This window comes from Streptomyces sp. TRD_SC_5 (genome assembly GCF_056836825.1).
In genome coordinates this window covers 2,578,045-2,598,805 of the sequence record NZ_JBWZZS010000001.1, presented here as the reverse complement: position 1 = coordinate 2,598,805, position 20,761 = coordinate 2,578,045, and the positions used below count along the sequence as shown (strand labels likewise).

The 20,761-nt window shown below is 70.7% G+C and carries 21 protein-coding genes and 2 tRNA genes; 7 read left to right on the top strand and 16 right to left on the bottom strand.

Annotated elements, in window-relative coordinates; all coding sequences use genetic code 11:
- Positions 1 to 35: 35 nt before the first annotated feature.
- From AC1P0E_RS11915 to ehuB, 6 genes are all read right to left on the bottom strand, one after another.
- Positions 36 to 109 (bottom strand) — tRNA-Lys (locus AC1P0E_RS11915).
- Between the two features lie 61 nt (positions 110 to 170).
- Positions 171 to 929, bottom strand: a complete 759-nt coding sequence (locus tag AC1P0E_RS11910; RefSeq protein WP_482742151.1) for an IclR family transcriptional regulator — start codon at positions 927 to 929, stop codon at positions 171 to 173.
- 165 nt (positions 930 to 1,094) lie between these two features.
- Positions 1,095 to 1,859: an ectoine/hydroxyectoine ABC transporter ATP-binding protein EhuA gene (gene ehuA, locus AC1P0E_RS11905; RefSeq protein ID WP_482742150.1), complete on the bottom strand. Its 765-nt coding sequence runs from the start codon at positions 1,857 to 1,859 to the stop codon at positions 1,095 to 1,097.
- On the bottom strand, positions 1,849 to 2,499 hold the full coding sequence (ehuD, locus tag AC1P0E_RS11900; protein ID WP_482742149.1) for an ectoine/hydroxyectoine ABC transporter permease subunit EhuD: 651 nt from the start codon (positions 2,497 to 2,499) through the stop codon (positions 1,849 to 1,851). Before ehuD ends, ehuA begins: the two co-directional genes overlap by 11 nt.
- Positions 2,496 to 3,170 carry an ectoine/hydroxyectoine ABC transporter permease subunit EhuC gene (gene ehuC / locus AC1P0E_RS11895; protein WP_482742148.1) on the bottom strand — a complete coding sequence of 225 codons (675 nt, stop codon included), beginning with the start codon at positions 3,168 to 3,170 and terminating at the stop codon, positions 2,496 to 2,498. The genes ehuD and ehuC overlap by 4 nt, the downstream gene beginning before the upstream one ends.
- Positions 3,167 to 4,072 (bottom strand): ectoine/hydroxyectoine ABC transporter substrate-binding protein EhuB, encoded by a 906-nt coding sequence (ehuB, locus tag AC1P0E_RS11890; RefSeq protein ID WP_482742147.1) that lies wholly within the window; start codon positions 4,070 to 4,072, stop codon positions 3,167 to 3,169. Before ehuB ends, ehuC begins: the two co-directional genes overlap by 4 nt.
- 108 nt (positions 4,073 to 4,180) lie before the next feature.
- On the opposite strand from ehuB, the gene AC1P0E_RS11885 reads away from it, so the two are divergent.
- Entirely contained in the window at positions 4,181 to 4,681 is a 501-nt protein-coding gene (locus AC1P0E_RS11885) for a DUF3830 family protein (RefSeq protein ID WP_482742146.1), read from the top strand.
- A gap of 267 nt (positions 4,682 to 4,948) precedes the next feature.
- Positions 4,949 to 5,824, top strand: a complete 876-nt coding sequence (locus tag AC1P0E_RS11880; protein ID WP_482742145.1) for a glycosyltransferase family 2 protein — start codon at positions 4,949 to 4,951, stop codon at positions 5,822 to 5,824.
- Between the two features lie 52 nt (positions 5,825 to 5,876).
- Here the strand turns inward: AC1P0E_RS11880 and AC1P0E_RS11875 are convergent, their stop codons facing one another.
- Positions 5,877 to 6,119, bottom strand: coding sequence for a DUF397 domain-containing protein (locus tag AC1P0E_RS11875; protein WP_482742144.1), 243 nt, complete (start codon positions 6,117 to 6,119; stop codon positions 5,877 to 5,879).
- Complete coding sequence (locus tag AC1P0E_RS11870; protein ID WP_482742143.1) at positions 6,116 to 6,919, bottom strand: helix-turn-helix domain-containing protein; 804 nt, start codon at positions 6,917 to 6,919, stop codon at positions 6,116 to 6,118. Before AC1P0E_RS11870 ends, AC1P0E_RS11875 begins: the two co-directional genes overlap by 4 nt.
- 70 nt (positions 6,920 to 6,989) lie before the next feature.
- Here AC1P0E_RS11870 and AC1P0E_RS11865 point away from each other — a divergent pair, with 70 nt between their 5' ends.
- A complete protein-coding gene (locus AC1P0E_RS11865) occupies positions 6,990 to 7,412 on the top strand; it encodes an ATP-binding protein (protein ID WP_482742142.1) in 423 nt (140 codons plus the stop codon).
- Here the strand turns inward: AC1P0E_RS11865 and AC1P0E_RS11860 are convergent.
- On the bottom strand, positions 7,403 to 8,803 hold the full coding sequence (locus AC1P0E_RS11860; RefSeq protein ID WP_482742141.1) for an amidase: 1,401 nt from the start codon (positions 8,801 to 8,803) through the stop codon (positions 7,403 to 7,405). The two genes, AC1P0E_RS11865 and AC1P0E_RS11860, sit on opposite strands and share 10 nt — an antisense overlap.
- Positions 8,796 to 9,746, bottom strand: coding sequence for a D-2-hydroxyacid dehydrogenase (locus AC1P0E_RS11855; RefSeq protein ID WP_482742140.1), 951 nt, complete (start codon positions 9,744 to 9,746; stop codon positions 8,796 to 8,798). The genes AC1P0E_RS11860 and AC1P0E_RS11855 overlap by 8 nt, the downstream gene beginning before the upstream one ends.
- Before the next feature lie 106 nt (positions 9,747 to 9,852).
- Here AC1P0E_RS11855 and AC1P0E_RS11850 point away from each other — a divergent pair, with 106 nt between their 5' ends.
- The 3 genes from AC1P0E_RS11850 (at position 9,853) to AC1P0E_RS11840 (ending at position 12,554) form a co-directional block, all read left to right on the top strand.
- The gene (locus AC1P0E_RS11850) at positions 9,853 to 10,680 is read left to right on the top strand and encodes a maleate cis-trans isomerase family protein (protein ID WP_482742139.1); all 828 of its coding nucleotides are present in this window, start codon (positions 9,853 to 9,855) and stop codon (positions 10,678 to 10,680) included.
- A gap of 2 nt (positions 10,681 to 10,682) precedes the next feature.
- Complete coding sequence (locus AC1P0E_RS11845) at positions 10,683 to 11,402, top strand: maleate cis-trans isomerase family protein (protein WP_482742138.1); 720 nt, start codon at positions 10,683 to 10,685, stop codon at positions 11,400 to 11,402.
- A 90-nt stretch (positions 11,403 to 11,492) separates the two neighbouring features.
- Positions 11,493 to 12,554 carry an LLM class flavin-dependent oxidoreductase gene (locus AC1P0E_RS11840; RefSeq protein ID WP_482742137.1) on the top strand — a complete coding sequence of 354 codons (1,062 nt, stop codon included), beginning with the start codon at positions 11,493 to 11,495 and terminating at the stop codon, positions 12,552 to 12,554.
- Between the two features lie 26 nt (positions 12,555 to 12,580).
- Here AC1P0E_RS11840 and AC1P0E_RS11835 read toward each other — a convergent pair whose 3' ends face one another.
- Positions 12,581 to 14,386, bottom strand: coding sequence for a putative bifunctional diguanylate cyclase/phosphodiesterase (locus AC1P0E_RS11835; protein WP_482742136.1), 1,806 nt, complete (start codon positions 14,384 to 14,386; stop codon positions 12,581 to 12,583).
- Positions 14,387 to 14,755: 369 nt separating this feature from the next.
- Between AC1P0E_RS11835 and AC1P0E_RS11830 the strand changes: the two genes are divergently transcribed.
- Positions 14,756 to 16,018 carry a M6 family metalloprotease domain-containing protein gene (locus tag AC1P0E_RS11830; protein WP_482742135.1) on the top strand — a complete coding sequence of 421 codons (1,263 nt, stop codon included), beginning with the start codon at positions 14,756 to 14,758 and terminating at the stop codon, positions 16,016 to 16,018.
- A gap of 61 nt (positions 16,019 to 16,079) precedes the next feature.
- Here AC1P0E_RS11830 and AC1P0E_RS11825 read toward each other — a convergent pair.
- The 5 genes from AC1P0E_RS11825 to AC1P0E_RS11805 all read right to left on the bottom strand — a co-directional run bounded on the left by AC1P0E_RS11825 (position 16,080) and on the right by AC1P0E_RS11805 (position 20,606).
- Positions 16,080 to 16,153 (bottom strand) — tRNA-Lys (locus AC1P0E_RS11825).
- Positions 16,144 to 16,797 (bottom strand): hypothetical protein, encoded by a 654-nt coding sequence (locus tag AC1P0E_RS11820; RefSeq protein WP_482742134.1) that lies wholly within the window; start codon positions 16,795 to 16,797, stop codon positions 16,144 to 16,146. The genes AC1P0E_RS11825 and AC1P0E_RS11820 overlap by 10 nt, the downstream gene beginning before the upstream one ends.
- Positions 16,798 to 16,971: 174 nt before the next feature.
- Complete coding sequence (locus AC1P0E_RS11815) at positions 16,972 to 17,313, bottom strand: hypothetical protein (protein WP_482742133.1); 342 nt, start codon at positions 17,311 to 17,313, stop codon at positions 16,972 to 16,974.
- 151 nt (positions 17,314 to 17,464) lie between these two features.
- Positions 17,465 to 18,820 carry an AAA family ATPase gene (locus AC1P0E_RS11810; RefSeq protein WP_482742132.1) on the bottom strand — a complete coding sequence of 452 codons (1,356 nt, stop codon included), beginning with the start codon at positions 18,818 to 18,820 and terminating at the stop codon, positions 17,465 to 17,467.
- 163 nt (positions 18,821 to 18,983) lie between these two features.
- Positions 18,984 to 20,606, bottom strand: coding sequence for a hypothetical protein (locus AC1P0E_RS11805; RefSeq protein WP_482742131.1), 1,623 nt, complete (start codon positions 20,604 to 20,606; stop codon positions 18,984 to 18,986).
- Positions 20,607 to 20,761 lie beyond the last annotated feature (155 nt).

The following is a 20,761-nucleotide window of genomic DNA, read 5'->3' as shown; positions in this document are numbered from 1 at the left end:
AAAAGACCCCCGCTTCTGCGAGGGTCTTTCGTCTGTGCGCCGCCAGGGACTCGAACCCCGGACCCGCTGATTAAGAGTCAGCTGCTCTAACCAACTGAGCTAGCGGCGCTTGACTCGTAAATAGTACCTGGTCCGCAAGGGTGCCCCGGACCGCGGCCGGGTGGCCGCCGTCACAGTGCCAGCGACAGCACCACCGGCGCCGCCCGCCGGTTCAGCGTGTCCGCCGCCGAGCGCAGGCGGTGCGCGTGCTCCAGCGGCAGGGACAGCGCGAGGCAGCCCACCGAGGAGCCGGCCGTGAGCGGGACGGCCGCGCAGACCGTGCCCACCGCGTACTCCTGGAGGTCGAGGACCGGCACCGTGGGCGGCTGGCTGTCCAGCGTCGAGAAGAGGACCCGCTCGTTGGTGATCGTCTTCGACGTGAGCCGGGCGGTCTTGTGGCGGGAGAGGTGGTCGCGGCGCCCGTTCTGGTCGAGCTGGGTCAGCAGGCACTTGCCGATCGCGCTCGCGTGGGCCGCCGACCTGAAGTCCACCCACTCGTTGACCTTGGGCGTACCGGGCCCCTCGGCGATCTGCGTGACCTTGATCTCGCCGTCGATGTAACGGCTGATATAGATCGCCGCGCCCACCGTGTCACGCAGCTGGTCCAGGGTCTGCTGCAGCTTGGCCTGGAGCGCCTCGCGGCGGGTGGAACCCGACCCGAGCAGGACGAGCGAGTCACCGACGACGTACGCGCCGTCCGTCACCTGCTCGACGTACCCCTCGCGGCGCAGCATCAGCAGCAGGGAGGTCAGGTGCGCGGTCGGGAGTCCGGTGTCGCGGGCGATCTGTACGTCGGTCACACCGCTGCCGTGCCTGGAGACCGTCTCCAGCACACGCAGGGCGTACTGCACCGAGTGGAACGGCACGGTCGGCTCCGGCTTCAGCGCCACGGTTTCCCCCTACCAGGTTGTGACCGTTTGCATCTGTTCCACGATAGCCGCCAAGAACCCTTTGCGGGGCTGGTGTTGACGACAATGTGGCGCGCCCCCGCCGCGTCGGCCGGGGCGCGCCGCTCTGGCATGTGCCAGAGGCAGGATTTCGCGCTGAACCGGAGGTCAGAGCACCGCGCCGAGGAACTCGCGAGTGCGTTCGTGCTCCGGATCGCTGAAGATCTTCTCCGGGGACCCGGACTCGATGACCCGCCCCGCGTCGAACATCAACACGTCGTCCGAGATGTCCCGCGCGAAGTTCATCTCGTGCGTGACGCAGAGCATGGTGATGTCCGTCGTACGGGCGATGTCACGCAGTACGTCGAGAACGCCCGCCACCAGCTCCGGGTCCAGCGCCGACGTCACCTCGTCCAGGAGCAGCACCTGCGGACGCATCGCCAGCGCCCGCGCGATGGCGACCCGCTGCTGCTGTCCGCCGGAGAGCTGGGTGGGCTTCGCGTCCTGCTTGTCGGCGAGCCCGACCAGATCCAGCAGCCCCTTCGCGCGCTCGGCGGCCTCGTCCTTCGACATGCCCAGGACCCGCACCGGCGCCTCGGTGACATTGCGCAGGACGTTCATGTTGGGGAAGAGGTTGAACTGCTGGAACACCATGCCGATGTTCTTGCGTACTTCGCGGACTTCCTTCTCGCCCGCGGGGAAGAGCTGGCCGCCGTTCACTCTGATCACGCCCTCGTCGGGCTTCACCAGTGTCATGAGCAGCCTCAGGATGGTCGTCTTGCCCGATCCGGACGGCCCGATCAGGGTCACGTGCTTTCCGCTCTGAACGGAGAAGCACAGATTGTCCAGGACGGTGTTGTCGCCGAACCGCTTGGTGACGTTGTCGAAACGGATCAGTTCGTTGGGGTCGTTGGGGGTCGAGTCAGCGGACAAGACGACGCTCCAGGGCTCGCATGAGAAGAGAAGCCGGGTAGGCGATGAGGATGAAGGCGACGCCGACGACGGTCAGCGGCTCGGCGTACTGGAAGGTCTCCGCGCTCGCCAGCCTGGCCTGCTGGAGCATCTCCAGTACGCCGATGGCCATGAGCAGCGGAGTGTCCTTCAGCATCGAGATCACGTAGTTGCCCAGCGCGGGCACGATCCGGCGGATCGCCTGCGGCAGGATCACCGCGAACCAGGTGCGGGAGACCGGCAGGCTGAGCGCCGTGGCCGCCTCCCACTGGCCGACCGGAACGGCGTCGATGCCGGCGCGGTAGACCTGCGCGGTGTACGTCGAGTAGTGCAGCCCGATCGCGAGCGTGCCGGTGGTCAGCGCCGAGAACTGGACGCCCGACTCCGGCAGTACGAAGAAGAAGAAGAACAGCTGCACCAGCAGCGGAGTGTTGCGGATGAACTCGGTGACGATGTTCACCGGCCAGCGCACCCAGCGCGGCCCCCGGTATCCGATCGCCCAGACCAGGCCGAGCGTGAACGAGAGCAGCGAGCCGAGCACCAGCACCTGGAGGGTGACGAGCAGCCCGTCCCAGAACGCCGGCATGAAGTCCGAAACCGCGGACCAGTCCCAGTTGTTCATCGCGTCCCTCCGGCTGCGGCGGTGATCCCGATACCGGCCTTGGTCTTGCGCTCAAGCACCCGCATGCCGCGGGTGAGGACGAAGGCGATCACGAAGTAGATCACCAGGGTCACCGAATAGATCTCGACGCTTTCCTGAGTCGCCAGGCGTACCAGATAGGCGGAGAAGGACGTGTCGGCCACACCGAGCAGCGACACCAGCGCCGTGCCCTTGAGCAGCTCGATCAGCAGGTTGTTGAAGGGCGGGATCATCTCGGGTACCGCCTGCGGCAGCATGATCAGCCGCATCCGCTGCCAGGGGGTGAAGCTGAGCGCGACGCCCGCCTCGCGCTGCGCCGCGGTCACCGAGTTCAGCGCGCCGCGCACGACCTCGGCGCCGTACGCCCCGTACGAGAGTCCCAGCGCCAGGACGGCCGCCCACATCGGGACGAGCGCCCAGCCGAAGAGTCCCGGCATCACGAAGAACAGCCAGAACATCAGCACCAGCGCGGACGTGCCGCGGAAGATCTCGGTGTAGAAGCCCGCGAGGAAACGGACGACACGGGAGTGGTGGGTGCGGGCGATGCCGATGCCGAAGGCCACGACCGTGGCCAGGACGGCGCTGTACACGGTGAGCTGGATGGTGATCCAGATGCCGGGGAGTATCCACTGAGTCCACAGTCCGGCTGTCATTTGCACAGCTCCTCTGCGGTCATCGTGGTCATCTCCGCCTTGGTGAAGCCGAACGGCTGGAGGATCCGGAAGAGTTCGCCGCTCTTCTTCATCTTGTGGATCTCCACGTTGAAGGCGTCGCGCAGCTCGGCGTCACCGAGCCGGAAGGCGAAGCCGCCGCCGTCCACCTTCTTCTCGCCGTCGACGAGCGGCGCGAAGGGCTTGGTGGTCTCGGCCTTGGTGCTCTTCTTCACGACGCCGCGGCCGGTCAGCGCCGTACCCGCGAAGACGTCGACCCGGCCGGACTCCACGGCGTTCAGGCCCGCCACGGGGTCCTGGTAGATGGCTATTTCCTTGCGCGGGACTCCGGCGCCGACCGCGTAGTCGATCTGCGCGTACCCGGAGCCGGTGGAGAACTTCGCCTTGGCCTCGACGACGTCCTGGTACGAATGAAGCTTCTTCGGGTTGCCCTTGCGCACGATGAACGCGTCGAGCATCTGGTACTCGGGATCGGCGAAGAGGACCTGGGCGCAGCGCTCCTTGTTGATGTACATCCCGGCGGAGACCACGTCGAACTGCTGCGACTGAAGGCCCGGTATGAGAGAGGAGAAGTCGGTGGGGGAGGGCTGGACGCTGGGCACGCCGAGCCGCTTGAAGATCACCTTCGCCAGCTCCACCGCCTCGCCGGTGAATTCGCCCTGCTCGTCGATGTATCCGTACGGCGCCTCGCCGGCGATCCCCAGCCTGACCGTGCCCTGGGACTTCAGCCGGGCGAGCGTGTCGCCGGACGGCACCTTGCTGCAGCCGGCCGCGCCGAGTGCCCCCGCGGCGCCCAGCGCGGCCGTGCCGAGCAGAAGCGAGCGCCGGCGTATCGAGGAGTGTCTTGTTGCGCTGTCTGAGTCGTTCCCTGGTGGTGGAGCCATGGGCGCGCGGCTACCCGACTCCACGCAAGGTATGCCGATCAATTCCGGCCCATGTCGCGGCGGGTGCGGCGGCGCGTGCGCTCTTGACCCGCTGGGGACCATGGGGACATGACCGACCGATTCGTGGACGTATCGCTCGACAAGCGCGGTGTGCGCTGCACCGCGAAACTCCTGGACGACCGGGCGCCGGTCACGTGCGAGGCGGTGTGGCAGGCGCTTCCTCTTGGCGGGGATGTCTATCACGCGAAGTACGCCCGCAATGAGATCTACGCCCTGGTATCTCCCTTCGCCGAGCAGGAGCCGCCGCTGGAGAACCCCACTGTCACCCCCATCCCCGGCGACCTCTGCTACTTCGCCTTCTCCGACACCCAGCTGGGCACGTCGTCCCACGGCTACGGCCCCCAGCCCACGCTCCGCCCCGGCCACGGAGTAGTCGACCTGGCCCTCTTCTACGAACGCAACAACCTGCTGCTCAACGGCGATACGGGCTGGGTCCCCGGCATCGTCTGGGGCACGGTGGTGGAAGGCCTGGACCGCATGGCGGAGGCCTGCCAGGACCTGTGGCGCGCGGGCGCGGCGGGGGAGACGCTGAGCTTCCGCCGGGCGTGACCAGCTCGCGCCTGGTTCGTTGAGGTTCGAGGTCGCGATGGTGAACACAGTTGTGCGGTGGCGACCATTCGCGTGGCCGCTGGGTGGGGCTCGTACCGCTTCAAGTGCCCATAGGCAGTGGTGCTGGTCGGGCCCAGGGTGGCGCCGCGGACGTAGCCGGCAAGGTGAATGGACGGCATGGCTGGGGTTCCTTCCGAATGTCTGGCAGATGACGGGGGCCGCTAAGCTCGCCGCTTATCGCCGTCACCGAGATCTGGAGATCCGGACGTGTCCCGACCGCGTGTGGGTGTGGCCGTGCTGACCATGGGCAATCGGCCGGCGGAGCTGCGGGCTCTGCTCGACTCGGTGGCCAAACAGGACGAGCCCGCCGCCTACGTGGTGGTGGTTGGCAATGGGGCACCCCTGCCTGAGCTGCCCGAATGGGTGATCGGCGTTGAGGTGGACGAAAACCTCGGGGTGTCCGGCGGCCGCAACGTGGCGATGGAGCGACTGCAGGAATTCGGAGACGTCGACGTTCTGGTTGACCTGGACGACGACGGACTCTTGATCGCGGCCGACGTGGTTCGCCGCGTCGCGGATCTTTATGCCTCCGACCTGAACCTGGGCATCGTCAGCTTTCGGATCGCGGACGAGACCGGACTGACGCAGCGACGGCATGTGCCCAGGTTGCGGGCCGGTGACCCGATGCGCCGGGGCTTGGTGACGACCTTCCTCGGTGGCGGACACGCGTTGTCCATGCCGATGCTGGACCGGATCGGCGGGTGGCCGGACGCCTTCTTCTTCGGCCACGAGGAGACCGATCTCGCCTGGCGCGCCCTGGACGCCGGCTGGAAGATCCTCTACGAGCCGGAACTCGTCCTCCAGCACCCGCCTACGTCACCGGCCCGGCATGCGGTGTACTACCGAATGACAGCCCGAAACCGGGTCTGGATGGCGCGCCGCCACCTGCCCGCCGTTCTGGTGCCGGTTTACCTCGGGACGTGGATCGTCCTCACGCTGTCCCGCACGCGATCCGCGGCGGGCCTCCGGGCATGGTTCGGCGGATTCGTCGAGGGCGTACGTACGCCGTGCGGCGAGCGGCGTCCCATGCGCTGGCGCACTGTATGGCACATGGGCCGCTTGGGCAGGCCGCCGGTGATCTGACCTGCCCGGCACCGTCACGTGTGGCTGGCAGCGTCATTGGGTTGCCTGTTCCTCAGCTGTGCGTCGTGTACGTGAGGAACGCCGCCCAGGAGGCGGCGGGGAGGGCGAGCTGCGGGCCGTCGGTGAGCTTCGAGTCGCGGACGTGGACGGTGTGGGGACAGGTGGCCACCTCCACGCAGGCCCCACCCTCGGTGCCGCTGTACGTCGACTTGCGCCAGGCGAGGGCGACTTCGACGCAGTTGCCGCCCTCGGTGCCGTTGTAACTCGACTTGAACCATGCCAGCTCGGTGCTCACAGTTCCTCCGCCAACTTGGCAATGAAGCGTGCAGACTCCTCGGGGCTGAGGGCCATCCGAAGGATCATGGCATGCCGCTGCGTCATGACGCCCACTTTCTCCGGGTCGGAGTACAACACCCCCGTCGCCTGGCCCTCCTCATATGCGAGGTGCTCATGGTCGGCGGTCTCCAGTAGGACGATGGGACCGTTGAGTCCCGGATGTGCGCCTCCGGTCGGCAGCACCTGAATGCTCAGGTTTCGCTGCTCGCCGACGTCCAGGAGGCGCTGCAATTGCCGGCGATGCGATGCCGCACTGTCGATGGGGTGCCTCAAGGCTGTCTCCGCGATGACGAAGCTGAAGAACCTGGTGCGCCTCTCCAGCACGCGCTGTCGGTCCAGCCGGGCAGCTACGCGGATGTCGATCGTCTCGTCGTCCAGCGGCGGCCAGTGGGCATTGAGCAGCGCTCGGGCCGTTTCTTCGGTCTGAAGCAGACCCGGGATGAGCTGCGGTTCGTACCAGCTGAGAACGATGGCTTCTGCCTCGTAGCGGATGAAGTCCTGTGAGAACGAAGGGAACTTGTCCGGTACCAGGAACTCCCGCGCCCCGACCAGCAACCCACCCGCCCCGCACAGCGAATCCGCCACCTGAAGCAGGTGCGAGGTCGGCTTGCGCCGCCCCGCCTCCATCGACTTGACGTACTCGTAGCTGCAACTGGCCTCCTTGGCCAGTGCCTCGCGGGTGACGCCCGACTGCTCGCGCCACCGTTTGATCTGGTCGCCGCAGTATCGCCAGGCCATGGGTGGTTCGAGGTTTGCCATGGGTACAACCGCCCTCTGTACGCGAGCCGTTACTCCGCCAGGCTATGCCCATTCCGGGACGGTATGAGTCATGAACGACCACATCGAGTGGCGCTTCCCCCGCCACCCCCGCAGCGTCGGCCGCGCCCGTACGCTCCTCGCCGAGCAGGCGCGGGAGTGGAAGGTCCCCGACGCCGCCGCCGAGACCGGTGTCCTGCTGCTCAGCGAGCTCGTGACGAATGCCCTGCGGCACGCGGGATGTGCGCCCGGGCGTGAGATCTCGGCGCGGTTCGCCGTACGCGATGACCTCCTGCGCATCGAGGTGTCGGATGCCTGCGCCGTGCTCCCGCATTCGCGCCACGCGTCGCCGGACGACGAGACGGGGCGCGGGCTCGCTCTGGTCGACGCGCTCTCCGAGCGGTGGGGTGCGGAGCCGCGACCGTGCGGGATCGGCAAGACCGTGTGGTTCGAGGTCGCGACGGAGCGTACGGCAGCGCGGCCGGGCTACAGCTGAGGCGGGGGCACCACCCCCGCCACCCCCGCCCCGTACAGCGCGTGCGCCGTGCGCAGCACCAGGTCGTCGCGGTGGCGTGCCGCGACCAGTTGGACGCCGATCGGGAGGCCGTCGGCGTCCAGGCCGCAGGGCATTGTGGCCGCCGGCTGCTGGGTGAGGTTGAAGGGGTACGTGAACGGGGTCCACCCCGTCCAGCGGTGATGCCCCGACCCCTTCGGCACCTCCGCGCCGGCCTCGAAGGCGGTGATCGGCAGTGTCGGCGTGAGCAGCAGGTCGTACGTCGAGTGGAGGCGGCCCATGCGGCGGCCCAGCTCCATGCGGGCATCGACCGCCGCCAGGTAGTCCAGCGCGCTGTAGCGGGCGCCCCGCGTCGAGATCTCGCGCAGGCCCGGGTCCAGCAGTTCCCCCTGCTCGGTGCCGAAGTGTTGCACCACGCGAGCGGCCCCGCTGAACCACAGGGTGTGGAAGGCTTCCACCGGGTCCGCGAAGTTTGGGTCCGCCTCCTCGACGTACGCCCCGAGCTCGGCCAGTTTCTCCGCCGCCGCGCGTACCGCCTCCGCCACGTCGGGGCGTACCGCCACCTGCCCGCCGAGGGACGCCGAGTACGCCACCCGCAGGCCCTTCACCCCCTCGTCCAGGGCCGCCGTCATGCTCCCGCCCGGCGCCAGCTGCGACCAGTCGCGCCAGTCGGGGCCGCTGATGACGTCCATCAGCAGCGCCGCGTCCGCCGCGTCCCGCGTCATCGGGCCCACGTGCGCGAGCGTCCCGAAGGGGCTGGAAGGGTAGAGGGGGACGCGGCCGTACGTCGGCTTCAGGCCGAAGATCCCGCAGAAGGACGCCGGGATGCGGACCGAACCCCCACCGTCCGTGCCGAGCGACAGGGGGCCCGCCCCGAGCGCCACGGCCGCCGCGCTGCCGCCGCTGGAGCCGCCCGACGTGCGCGAGGGATCGTACGGATTGCCGGTCGCGCCGGAGAGGGGCGAGTCGGTGACGCCCTTCCATCCGAACTCCGGAGTGGTCGTCTTGCCGAGGAACACCGCGCCGTGCTCGCGCAGCCGCGCGACCGACGGCGCGTCCTCGTCCCAGTTCCCGTCCGGCCGTACGGCCTTGGAGCCCCGCAGCGTCGGCCCGCCGCGCATCAGCAGCAGGTCCTTCACCGACACCGGCACCCCGTCGGCCAGGCCCAGTGGTTCCTTCGCGCGCCACCGGGCGGCGGACGCCTCCGCCTGCGCGAGGGCCTCTCGCGCGTCGACCCGGACGAAGGCATTGACGAGCGGCTGTACGGCTTCGATCCGGGCCAGGGCGGCCCGGGTCGCGTCGACGGGGGAGAACTCACGCTTCTCGTACCCGGCCAGAAGTTGCCGGGCGGTCAGTGCGTTCAGGTCAGTCATGCATGGGGACGTACCCACGTTTCTTGTCCACCACGTTCGGCAGGGGGCTTCCGGACGCCCACAGTTCGTACAACTCGACGAATTGCGCGCCCAGCTCGTCGCGCCAGCCGACCGTGTCGCCGCTCATGTGCGGGGACACGACCAGGCCCGGAACGTCCCACAGCGGACTCTCGGGCGGCAGCGGCTCCTCGCCGAACACGTCGAGCGCCGCCCCCGCGATCCACCGCTTCTGGAGGGCCGCGACGAGATCGTCCTCGACGACGAGCGGACCGCGCCCCACGTTGATGAAGCGGGCCGACGGCGGCATGGCGTTGAAGGCCGCCGCGTCGAACATCCCGCGTGTCGCGTTGGTCAGCGGCGCCGCGCACACCACCCAGTCGGCGCGTGAGAGCAGCGGAGTCAGCTCCCGCGCGCCGTGCACGCCGGGGCGCGCGGTGCGGCCGACGAGGGCCGTGACGACCCCGAGGGCCTGGAGAAGGCGGGCGATCTCCCGGCCGATCGGCCCGGAACCCACGATCACCGCCCTGCTGCCCGCCACCCGCAGGGTCTCGCGGTGGCGCCAGCGCCGCTGCCGCTGGAGCTCCAGGGTGCCGGGCAGGTCCTTCGCCATGGCGATGACCAGGCCCGAGACGTACTCGGCGATCGGCAGATCGAAGATCCCGCGGGCGTTGGTCACCACCGTGTCCGATGCGACCAGCTCGGGGCACATGAGGTGGTCGACGCCGGCGCTCGCGGTGTGCACCCAGCGCGGCCGTGGGCCGTCGCCCGGCCAGGCGCGGCGTACCGCGTCGGAGGTGAAGTCCCAGACCAGAAGCACGTCGGCGAGCGGTAGTTGACGGGCGAGCGTGGACTCGTCACCGTGCAGGATGCGGGCACGTCCGGCCAGCCGGCCCAGGCGGGGCGGAGGGTCGGCGTCGAGGACCAGAAGGGTCTCTTGGGACATGAGGGCGAAACCCCTTCGACACGTCTGAGATGTGCGGATTGATGTATGGATTGACCACGCTCGCACCCGAATCTACGGTCGTCAACACACGCACCTGGGGGCCGCATTGGACATCTCCTTCCTCGGCGGACCAAGGCCACAGCGCGGTGTAGGCGTCGTGGCCCCCTTCGACTTCGCGCTGGACCGGGAACTGTGGCGCTGGGTCCCGGACGAGATCTCGCTGCACCTCACCCGCACGCCCTTCGTTCCCGTCGAGGTCAGCCTGGACCTGGCCCGGCTGGTCAGCGAGCACGAGACGCTGCGGGAGGCGGTGCGGGCGCTGTGCGCGGTGGCGCCGGAAGTCGTCGCGTACGCCTGTACGTCGGGGAGCTTCGTCGGCGGAGTGCGCGGCGAGCGTGAGATGTGCGCGGCGATGACGCAGGCCGGGGAGCTGCCGGCGGTCACCACGTCGGGCGCGCTGCTCGACGCCCTCGCCGTGCTGGGCGCGCGGCGGATCGCCCTGGTCACCCCGTACACCGAATCCGTGACCAGCTCCCTGGAGGAATATCTCGCGGAAGCCGGGATAGCGGTCACGGGACGCGCTTTTCTCGGACTGACCCGGCACATCTGGAAGGTCCCCTACCGGGATGTGGTCGACATGGCGAGGCAGGCGGTGGTGGGGGCGGCGGACTGCCTCTTCATCAGCTGCACGAATCTGCCGACGTACGACGTGATCCCGCAGCTGGAGGCCGAGTTGCGGATGCCGGTGCTGTCCGCGAACCAGGTCACGATGTGGTGCGCGCTGCGGCGGGTGGGGGCGTGCGCGGTCGGCCCGTACCAGCGGCTGCTGATCGACGAGGCGGCGCGGGTGGCGCGGACGCGGACTCGGGCACCGGAAGAGTCACAGCCACAGCCGCAGCCACAACAGCAACAGCAACAGCAACAAGAAGGGTGATCATGACAGCGGTCGGGTTTCTCTACCCGGGTCACTCCGCGGAGGACGACTATCCGCGGATCGAAATGCTGCTCGACAGCGATGTGCGGCTGTCCGTCGTGCACACCGACATCGGCGAGGACGCGCACCGCGTCGACGCCCTCCTGGAGATGGGTTCGCCCGCGCGCCTCGCGGCCGGGGTGGAGGAGCTGCGGCTCGCGGGCGCGGAGGCGGTGGTCTGGGCCTGCACGAGCGGGAGCTTCGTGCACGGCTGGGACGGCGCGCAGGACCAGGTCAGCCTGCTGGCGCAGGCGGCCGGCCTGCCCGCGTCCAGCACGTCGTTCGCCTTCGCCCACGCGGTACGGGACGTGGGCGCGGCGCGGGTCGCGGTGGCGGCGACGTACCCCGAGGACGTGACGGCGTACTTCGCCGACTTCCTGAAGGCGGCGGACATCAAGGTGGTCGCGGCGCGCGGCAGCGGCATCATCACCGCCGCGGAGGTGGGCACATGGGGCCGGGAGGAGGTCCTGGCGCTGGCCCGCGCGGGCGACCATCCGGACGCGGAGGCGGTACTGCTGCCGGATACGGCGCTGCATACGGCGGCGTACGTCCCGGAGCTGGAGGAGGCGCTGGGCAAGCCGGTCCTCACGGCGAACCAGGTCACGGTGTGGGAGGGCTTGCGGCTGGCGGGGCGCCGGGTGCGTGCGAAGCGACTGGGCGAGCTGTTCGCCGGCCGAACCTAAGCGCCTGCGGGGAATAACCGGAGCCCCCCTCCCGTTGCCGCATTCGTTGCACGTACCCCGCACCTCACAACAACGCAGGAGGACAAACCGGTGGACGCGATCCGAGGCACGGCGAGCGGAAGCGCGCCAGTACCCCTTTCCGTACTCGACCTGGCAACGGTAGGCAGCGGGACCACCGCCACCACCGCCCTGCGTACCAGCGTCGCCATCGCCCGGCAGGCCGAGGCCCGTGGCTTCCACCGGTACTGGGTCGCCGAGCACCACTCCATGCCCGGCGTCGCCAGCTCCTCCCCGGCCGTGATCCTCGCCCACATCGCCGCCCACACCGACCGCATCCGCCTCGGCTCCGGCGGCGTCATGCTGCCCAATCACGCACCGCTGGTCATAGCCGAACAGTTCGGCACGCTCGAAGCCTTCGCCCCCGGCCGTGTCGACCTCGGCCTCGGACGCGCCCCCGGCACGGACGGGGCCACGGCCGCCGCCCTCCGCCGCACAGAGCGGCTCCGCGAAGGCGCCGACGACTTCCCGCAGCAGCTCGCCGAGCTGACCCGGTTCCTCGACGACGACTTCCCGGACGGCCATCCGTACGCCCGCATTCACGCCGTCCCCGGCCCGGTCCAGGGCCCCGCCGCCCGCCCGCCCATCTGGCTGCTCGGCTCCTCCGGCTTCAGCGCCCGCCTCGCCGCCACCCTCGGTCTGCCGTTCGCCTTCGCCCACCACTTCTCCGCGCAGAACACCATTCCGGCGCTCGACCTCTACCGCGAGTCGTTCCGCCCCTCGGCCGTCCTCGACGCCCCGTACGCCCTCATCGGCGTATCCGCCCTCGCCTCGGACGACGAGAAGGAGGCCCGCCGCCAGGTCCTCACCGGCGCTCTGTCGATGGTCCGGCTGCGGATGGGCCGTCCCGGTCTGATCCCGACACCCGAAGAGGCCGCGGCGTACGACTTCAGCTCCATGGAGCGGGAGTTCGTCGACAGCTGGCTCGGCAACGTCGTCCACGGCACCCCGGACGCCGTCCGCACCGGCCTCGACGACCTGGCCAAGCGCACCGGCGCCGACGAGCTGATGATCACCGCCAACGCCCACGGCGGCGACGCCCGCCTGCGCTCGTACGAACTCATCGCGGACGCGTACGGCCTGCCGAGGGCCTGACGTCGAGAACGTCGCGACGGTCGCCGTCAGACCCGCTGCGGGCTGACGGCGATCATCGCGGCGATCCGCTCCGGCGTCACCGCCCGCGAGTACAGCCACCCCTGCCCCGTGTCGCACCCGATCCGGCGCAGCCGCGCCGCCTGCCCCGACGTCTCCACGCACTCGGCCGTCACGGTCAGCCCCAGCCGGTGCGCGAGCTGCACCAGCGCCTCGACAATCGTTTCGTCGGCCGGGTTGGCGTGCGCCTCGTCCTGGAAACCGCGGACGAAGGACCCGTCCAGCTTCAGCACCGAGACCGGCAGCCGGCTCAGGTAGGCAAGGTTCGAGTAGCCCGTTCCGAAGTCGTCGATGGCGATGTGTACGCCCATGTCGCTCAGCGCCTGCAAGGCCTGCAGCGGCCGCCCCGCCGACCCCATCACCGCCGATTCCGTCAGTTCCAGTTGCAGCAGGTTCGGCGCGAGGCCCGTCTCTGCCAGGATGCCGGCGACATCCGCCACCAGGTCGGAGTCCCAGACCTGGCGTACGGCGACATTGACGCTGACGAAGATCGGCGGGTTGCCCGGGTGCTCGATCTGCCACTGCCTCGCCTGCCGGCACGCGGTCCGCAGCACCCAGCGGCCGAGCTGGACGATCGAGCCGTCCTCCTCCGCGATGGAGATGAACCGATTCGGCGCCAGCGTCCCGAACTGCGGATGTTCCCAGCGGACGAGCGCCTCCACGCCCCGCACGCCCCCGCCCTCCAGGTCCACCAGCGGCTGGTACTCCAGCGTGAACTCACCGCGCTCCACGGCGGGCCGCAGGGTGCTCGACAGCGCCTGACGGGTCATCCGGTGGGCGTTGCGCTCGGGGTCGAACAGGGTCCAGCGCGCCTTGCCGTCCGCCTTCGCCCAGTACAGCGTCGTGTCCGCCGCCTGCATCAGACCGGTCGCCGTCGTCCCGGCCGCGACCCGCTCCACGACCCCGATCGACGCGGACACCGCCAGCCGCTGCCCGGCCAGGTCGAACGGCTGCTGAAGGGCGGTCAGTACGGCCTGGGCGAGGTCCGCGAGCTGTTCCGTACCGGTGGAGTCCTCGACGAGCAGCGCGAACTCGTCGCCGCCGAGCCGCGCGACCAGATGGCTGCCGGCGCGCGCGTAGCCGTACTGGTCGGCGCACCGGGCCAGCCGCGACGCCACGGCGGTCAGCAGCCGGTCGCCGACGCGGTGGCCGAGGGTGTCGTTGACGGCCTTGAACCCGTCGAGGTCGAGATAGCAGACGCCGATCCGGCCGGTCCCCCCGTCGTCGTACGCCGAATTCTCCAGCGCGGAGGTGAGCCGCTCGAAGAAGAGCGTGCGGTTCGGGAGCCGCGTCACCGGGTCGTGCATCTGGAGATGGCGCAGCCTGGCCTGGAGCTCCCGACGGTCGCTGGTGTCCGTGACCGACAGCAGGACCGTTCCGTTGTCCGGTACGGGTGTGATGGCGACCTCCACCCACAGCGAGCGGCCGTCCGGGTGTTTGACCCTGCGCGTGCAGCGGAATCGGGCGCGTCGGCCGGCGAGAACCTCGAGGTAGGCGTGGAAGCTGCGGGCGTCGGACGCCAGATCGAGGAGGTCCGCGGCGCACTGTTCGCGCAGCTGGACGGCGTCCGTGCCGAGGAGCGCGGCGAGGGAGGGGTTGGCGGTGACGACGAGTCCCTGGCGGTCCACGACGGCCATGGCGAGGTGCGCGGCGTGAAAGGCCGCCCGGTAGTCGCGCAGCTCGGACGCGGTGCGGCCGACCGCATGACTCTGTGTGACGGGCGGTCGGATGGTGGTGTCGGGGGCTGAACCGGGTCCTTCGGAGGTTCCGCTCACCGCTCGCTCCCGCAGGGCATTGATCGCGTACAGATGTCGTCGGGGTCGTCGGCGGGGTGAAGAGCCCCGCCAGGGGCGGATTCCACGCGGGAAAGTGTGCCGATCATAGAGGCTGCCGGGAGGGCCGATCCAGCTGCACCACCGTGACGCGGAGCACCTGGCGCCCGCGGACGATCGTTTCTGCACAGGTGTGCCTTGTGGTGTTCCTACGTGATCGATTGTGACTTTCCGTGAGCCCGTCGGGGTGTCGGGCCGTTGGCGGCCGCTGGAGGCCCCGGTCACCCGTGTGGGGCAGTGGAACAGGGCATACGTCATGAAAACGCAACAATGTGGGTGGCGTGCCCCGTATTTCCGCACCCGGAGGTCGACGTGGTCCGCCAGCAGACACCCGGGGGAGCCGACCCGTCCCGCCGATGCCGGCGCGAGCGCCTGCGCAGTACGGCCGCCGTGTTCACCTCCCTCACCGCGCTCGCCGCCACCTCGCTCGTGGCGGGCCCCGCCGTGGCGGCGCAGAACGACGGGCCGTGCGTGCTGACGCGCACCGCGGCGCACCACTCGCTGGGCCTCGACACCTGGAACCGCGCCTACCCGCGCCCCGTGAACACCCTCAACGCGGTCATGATCTTCCTGGCCTTCCCCGACTCGGCGCCCACGACCACCCCGGACGAACTCGTGACCGACTACTTCCCGTCCACCAGCGACTTCTTCCGGCGGGCCTCGTACGGCAAGTTCGACCTGCGGGCGCATCCGCAGCGCGAGTGGGTCGAGATGCCGCAGGACTCCACGGCGTACGGCATAGAGCGCGACTGGGACGCCGGGCAGCGCACGGCGTACCTGCGCGACGCGGTGGCGGCGGCGGACGAGCGGGTCGATTTCACGCAGTACGACATCGTCTATCTCGTTGCCGACCCGGACGCGCCCGGCGTCGACTCCGACGCGACGAAGGTCGTCAACTTCGACAAGCCGCTGCACGCGGACGGCCGGGACATCAAGCGCATCGTCACCGTCTTCGAGCAGCACCCGCCGGACCGCAACGTGCTGGCCCACGAGACCGGCCACGTCTTCGACCTGCCCGATCTCTACCACCGGCCGGTGGACGGCAAGGGCGACTGGGACACGTACGTCGGGGACTGGGACGTCATGGGCAGCCAGTTCGGGCTCGCCCCGGAACTCTTCGGCTGGCACAAGTGGAAGCTCGGCTGGCTGGACCGCGGGCAGGTGGCCTGCGTGACGGGCACCGGCGCGACCCGGCTCACGCTGCAACCGCTGGGCGCCGAGCGGCCCCATGGCGCGACGGGCGGTACGCGGCTCGCGGTCGTACGGACGGGCAAGGGCAGCGTGCTCGCCATCGAGGTGCGGAGCGGGGCCGGCAACGACGAGTCGCTGTGCACGGAGGGCGTACTGATCTACCGGGTGCGCAACGGGGCGGCCTCGGGCGGCGGGCCGATCGAGGTCGTGGACGCCCACCCGCGGAGCGACGCGTGCTGGGACCGGTCGGTGTATCCGCCGCTGGCGGACGCGCCCGTGCGGGAAGGGGAGACGTTCACGGTGCCGGGGGAGGGGACCCGGGTGGAGGTGGCGGACCGTACGCGCTCGGGGGCGTGGACGGTGCAGATCACGCCGGGCGTCTGACCCCGCCCCGGCCCGGGCGACGAAAAAGCCCCTCGCTCTCGCGAGGGGCTTTTCCCGTCTGTGCGCCGCCAGGGACTCGAACCCCGGACCCGCTGATTAAGAGTCAGCTGCTCTAACCAACTGAGCTAGCGGCGCCTGCTGACGTCGTAGACATTAGCACCCGGATCGGCGGGAGGAAAAATCGATATCCGGGCCTCGGCGCCCGGTCCCGGGCGGGCCGCCCGTACACACGCCCAGAGCATCGCCTCGGCGCCCGGCAGCCACGGATGGCGCACGTCGGGGGCGACCAGCCAGCGCGGTCCGGCGCCGGCGGGGGCGACCGGGGCGCTGAGCGGCGGGACGGTCACGGCGTCGCCCGTCCCATGGCACAGGACCGGCGGCACGGTGGCTTTCCCGTCGCCGCCGACGCCACCTTCGGCAGTACGTCCCGCACGACCCCACTCCTCCCAGGCGAGCAGCGAGGGGAGGCGCTGGGCGGTGCCGGGGCAGGTGAAGAGCAGCATGCGGCCCCGGTGGGTGGCGACCGGGCCGGAGCCGGGCCCGTCCGCCCATAACCGGTCCAGCATCCGGCGGCCGAAGATCGCCGGGGCGCTCACGACGTCGAACGCGGAGCCGCAGGGCAGGACGCCGGAATCGGTGGGCCGCGCCTCCCAGAGCGAGAGAGTGCTGCGCGGGTACGCGGCGGCGGAGGCGAGCCAGGCGGCGCCGGCGGCGGTGACCTGGGCGGGGGTGTTGGAGTGCGGGTACGCGGGGACGTCGTGTTGCTTGCAGGCGGTCATGACGTCTACATCTACCGGCAGTAGCCGTTCCGTTTCGGTGTGTTTCCAGAAAGCGGGACACGGCGGGGCGGTAGGGGGTATCTTGCGCGCGGGCATATGCCATGAGCCCGTGACCGGTGTGGATCACGGGCTCCGGAGTCTCATTCGGCTGCGGCTGCTGCGGCTGTGCGACTGCTAGGGGTGCTTCGGGCCGCGGAGCAGGTCGCGGCCGAACTCGACCATCTTCTTGGCGTAGTCCTCGGTCCAGTCCGCGCGCTGCGCGATGTCCGCCGCCGACAGCCGGTCGAAGCGCTTGGGGTCGGCGAGCTGGGCGGCCGCGATGGCCTGGAACTCGGTGGCCCGGTCGGTCGCGGTCCGGAACGCGAGCGTCAGCTCCGTGGCACGCTCCAGCAGCTGACCGGGGTCTTCCATCGACTCCAGGTCGAAGAAGTGCTCGGGATCGGCGGCTGCCTCCGAAGGCTCGAAGAGCAGCGGCGCGGGGCGCAGCCGCCGCTCGGCGCGCTCGGGTTCCGCCATGAGTTTTCCTTCCCTCTCGCGGCCATGGGTGCTCGATGGCCACCGTCCATTGTCCCGGACCGTGCAAGTACGCCTCAGGTGCGCGTACGGGTGTGCGGCCCTGTTCCGCTGCCGGGGCCACAAAGCCGGCCCCTGGGCACTGTCCAGCCCCTCACCCCCGGTACGGCACCCGGTGTTCCGCCAAGTGCGCCAGAACCGCGTGGTTCGCCTCCCAGCCGTCCGGGAACTTGACCGTGACGCCCAGCTGCACCGGCTCCGTCGAAGGGTGCTCGTCCAGCAGATCCGCCACCCCCTCCCGGCACACCACGACGCACGCGTGCCGGTGCCGCGACGCCAGCACGCACAGCCGGCCCGTCTCCAGGTGGAACGCCGTCGCGTCGGGCCGGCCCGACAGCGGGTGCAGCACCACCGTTACGTCGAACTCGCGGCCCTGGAGACGGTTCGCCGTATCGACCGCGACACCCACGACACCGAGGTCGGCCAGCGCCGCCCGGACCGCCGCCGCCTGGTCGCGGTGGGCCGTGCCGACCGCGACGCGGTCGGCCGTCAGCGGGACCGGATCGGGGGAACGCTCGCTGACCGCCGCACCGCCGCGGTCCAGGAGGCGGCGTACGACGTGTGCCACCGCACCCACCGCCTCCGGGTCCGTGCGCGGGGTGTGCCGGGCCGGGAGTTCCAGCAGGCCCCATCCCGAAGCCGCCGCCTCGTCCAGGACCCGGTCGGGTCCCGAGCCGTCGGACGGGACGCCGAAAGTGAGGCGCCGGTCGCCGTGGTCCGTACCGCTGCGGAAGGGCGTGTACGGGTAGAACGCGTCGGAGACGAGCGGCGCCGCCGAGGCCGGGAGCCGCCAGGAGACGGGGAGGCGGTGCTGCGGGAGTTCGGGGTTGTGGGCCAGAAGCGTCGACACCGCGCTGGCCGACGGGTCGTACGACAGTCCCGCCCACTGATCGGCGCCGACGATGGAGAACGGGTCCAGCTGGCCCGGATCGCCGACGAACAGCGCCCGCTCGAAGAGCCCGGCCACGGCGAGCAGCGCGTCCGAACGCATCTGGTAGGCCTCGTCGACGATCGCGTGCGTCCACGGGTCCGTGGTCTTCACGTGCGCCCATTTCGCGGCCGTGGAGATGACGATGTCCAGACCCGCCAGGTCGGCGGCCTTCGCGGACTTGCGTACGTGCCCCAGGTCGTCGAGGGCCTTGTCGTACGGGTCGGTGTCGTTGCTGTGGAGGCGGCCGACCGGAAGGTCCGGTTCCTTCTCCGCGAGCCGCAGGACCAGGTCGTCGACCTGGGCATTGGTCTGCGCGATCACCATCAACGGGCGACCGGCAGCGGCCAGTTCGAGCGCGGCCCGCACCACGAGCGTCGACTTGCCCGCACCGGGCGGCGAGTCCACGACGACGCCGCGGTGGGCGCCGTGCAGCGTGTCGTGAAGGATCGACGCGGTCGCACGGCCGGCCTCGGCGCCGGGGTCGAAGCGCGGCGCCCCGGCGGAGAGGGGATGGTTCACAGGAGATCCTCCGAGGACATCGTGGTGGCGGATGCCGCCGCAGGGCGGCGTGCGGAGGGGTGGGGCTCGGGAGACCCGAGCGGTGGCGGGCCCGGGCGGGTGGCCGCGTCGCCGGGGGCCCGGCCGGCGGGCGCCGGCGCGGTGGTGGCACGGGCGGGGCGGGTCACAGAGTGTCCTCCGGCGTCACCGGATCGGGGCGTTCCGCGTCGGTGCCCGGAGGGCCGCCGTGGGTCCATGGGGTCGCCTCCGGGTCGGGCAACTGGGGGCCGCCGCGCTGGTCGTGTTCGAAGAGCGTCCAGCAGATGCGCTCGCCCTTCTCCGGCACGGACCCCGGCGCCGGCTCCTTGCCGCGCCCCATCTTGTCGGTCACCCGCAGCACCAGGACCCCGGGCTCGTCCTCGTACCGTACGAACTCCGCCGTCTGCGGCCTGCCGTCCAGCGAGCGGTAGACCTTCGTACGCTCGCCCAGGTGCGGGGCGTCGTCCGTGCGGACGGTGAGCAGAGGGCGGGGGCTCGGCCGCTTGCCCTCGCTCATGGTCATCACCACGTCCAGTACTTCGCTGGTGAACGCCTCGCCCGCGAGCCGGCGCCCGGCCATCACCAGCGGATCGTCGAGTGCCTCCTGCGCCTCCAGCTGCGCCTGCGCGGTCTCGCGGGAGGCGAGCTTCTGCGCGGCGCTCACCGCGTCGTCGCGCCGGGGCTGCGGCGGCTCCCCGGCCCGGACGCGGTCGCGGTGGCCGGTGTACGACCAGCGGTCGCGTGTCCAGCGGTCCGTGGCGCGCGTCCCTTCCGGCAGCTCCCGCAGCAGGTCGAGCCCGCGCCACACCGCGTTCCAGGTGGGCCGCATCTGGGCGGCGAGCAGATCGCGGATGTGCCGCTCGGCGGCGGCCAGTTCGCCCAGGTGCGCGTCGGCCGCCAGGCCGTCCTCGGCGGCGGCGAGTGCCTTGCGGGTCCGGTCGTAGCGGTCGATGGCGGGGGCCAGCAGCTTGTTGTCGAACGCCGGGTCGGTCGCGGGGCCGGCCGGCGGGCACACCAACTGCCCGTCCCTGTCCCTCCCCAGCTCCGCCCGCAGCGCGGCCTCGGCCCCCGAGCCGTCCGAGCCGCCCGACCCGTCCGAGCCGCCCGCCGGGCTCGTCGGGTCGATCCAGGCGAGCAGCGCGCCCAGGTGCTGGTCCTCCAGATCGGACTGCCCGGTCGCCCAGTGGCGGCCCAGCAGATCGGTCGCCGCCAGGAGGAGGGAGGACCCGGGCACCCGGGCGCGCTCGCCGTAGTGCGTCAGCCAGCGGCCGAGCAGCGGGATGTGCGGCGGCGCGGGGTAGGGCGTGTCCGGATCCTGCTCGGCCGTACGCCGGAAGCGCATCGACCGGCCGAGGAGTCGTACGTACGCGATGCCCGCTCGGCTCGGGACGATCAACTGTGGTGCGTCCGCGCAGAGTTCGACCTCGACCTTGACCCGCTTCCCGGTCTCGGGATCGGTCTCGTTGCGCTCGGCCGCCTCGACGTCGTCGGCGTACCCGTCGAGGTACGGCAGGACGGACTCGGCCAGCTCCGCGAGGAACGCGAACCGCAGGTCGCGGTCGCGCGGCTGCGTCACGGCGAGCAGCCGGGGCGCGTCCCGGTCGGTGCCGACGAGCGCCCCGAGCGGAGCCCCGGCCTCGCCCGCGGTGGTCAGCGGTACGAACACCATCGGCCGCTCGGACAGGTGCCGGTGCCGGACGGTGGCCAGTGGCTGTGCGCGTCCGGTGCGCACGGCGTCGAGTCGCGCGAGCGTGCTGATCAGCGACATGTGGCGCCTTTCTGTGGGCGGTGGGCACGTTCCCCTACCCGCCCCTTCCCGCTGTGACATCTTGCGGCTCCGCCGCGTGAGGGGCTCCGCCCCAGACCCCGCGCAAACGCCGGACGGGCTGGAAGTTGCCCGGGAGCAACTGACTTGGCCGAGGA

Bases quoted from the DNA above. Each gene is read 5' to 3' on its own strand.
- ehuD (WP_482742149.1), bottom strand. From the start codon at position 2,499: ATGAACAACTGGGACTGGTCCGCGGTTTCGGACTTCATGCCGGCGTTC.
- ehuC (WP_482742148.1), bottom strand. From the start codon at position 3,170: ATGACAGCCGGACTGTGGACTCAGTGGATACTCCCCGGCATCTGGATC.
- ehuB (WP_482742147.1), bottom strand. From the start codon at position 4,072: ATGGCTCCACCACCAGGGAACGACTCAGACAGCGCAACAAGACACTCC.
- AC1P0E_RS11885 (WP_482742146.1), top strand. From the start codon at position 4,181: ATGACCGACCGATTCGTGGACGTATCGCTCGACAAGCGCGGTGTGCGC.
- AC1P0E_RS11870 (WP_482742143.1), bottom strand. From the start codon at position 6,919: ATGGCAAACCTCGAACCACCCATGGCCTGGCGATACTGCGGCGACCAG.
- AC1P0E_RS11865 (WP_482742142.1), top strand. From the start codon at position 6,990: ATGAACGACCACATCGAGTGGCGCTTCCCCCGCCACCCCCGCAGCGTC.
- AC1P0E_RS11860 (WP_482742141.1), bottom strand. From the start codon at position 8,803: ATGACTGACCTGAACGCACTGACCGCCCGGCAACTTCTGGCCGGGTAC.
- AC1P0E_RS11855 (WP_482742140.1), bottom strand. From the start codon at position 9,746: ATGTCCCAAGAGACCCTTCTGGTCCTCGACGCCGACCCTCCGCCCCGC.
- AC1P0E_RS11845 (WP_482742138.1), top strand. From the start codon at position 10,683: ATGACAGCGGTCGGGTTTCTCTACCCGGGTCACTCCGCGGAGGACGAC.
- AC1P0E_RS11820 (WP_482742134.1), bottom strand. From the start codon at position 16,797: ATGACCGCCTGCAAGCAACACGACGTCCCCGCGTACCCGCACTCCAAC.
- AC1P0E_RS11815 (WP_482742133.1), bottom strand. From the start codon at position 17,313: ATGGCGGAACCCGAGCGCGCCGAGCGGCGGCTGCGCCCCGCGCCGCTG.
- AC1P0E_RS11805 (WP_482742131.1), bottom strand. From the start codon at position 20,606: ATGTCGCTGATCAGCACGCTCGCGCGACTCGACGCCGTGCGCACCGGA.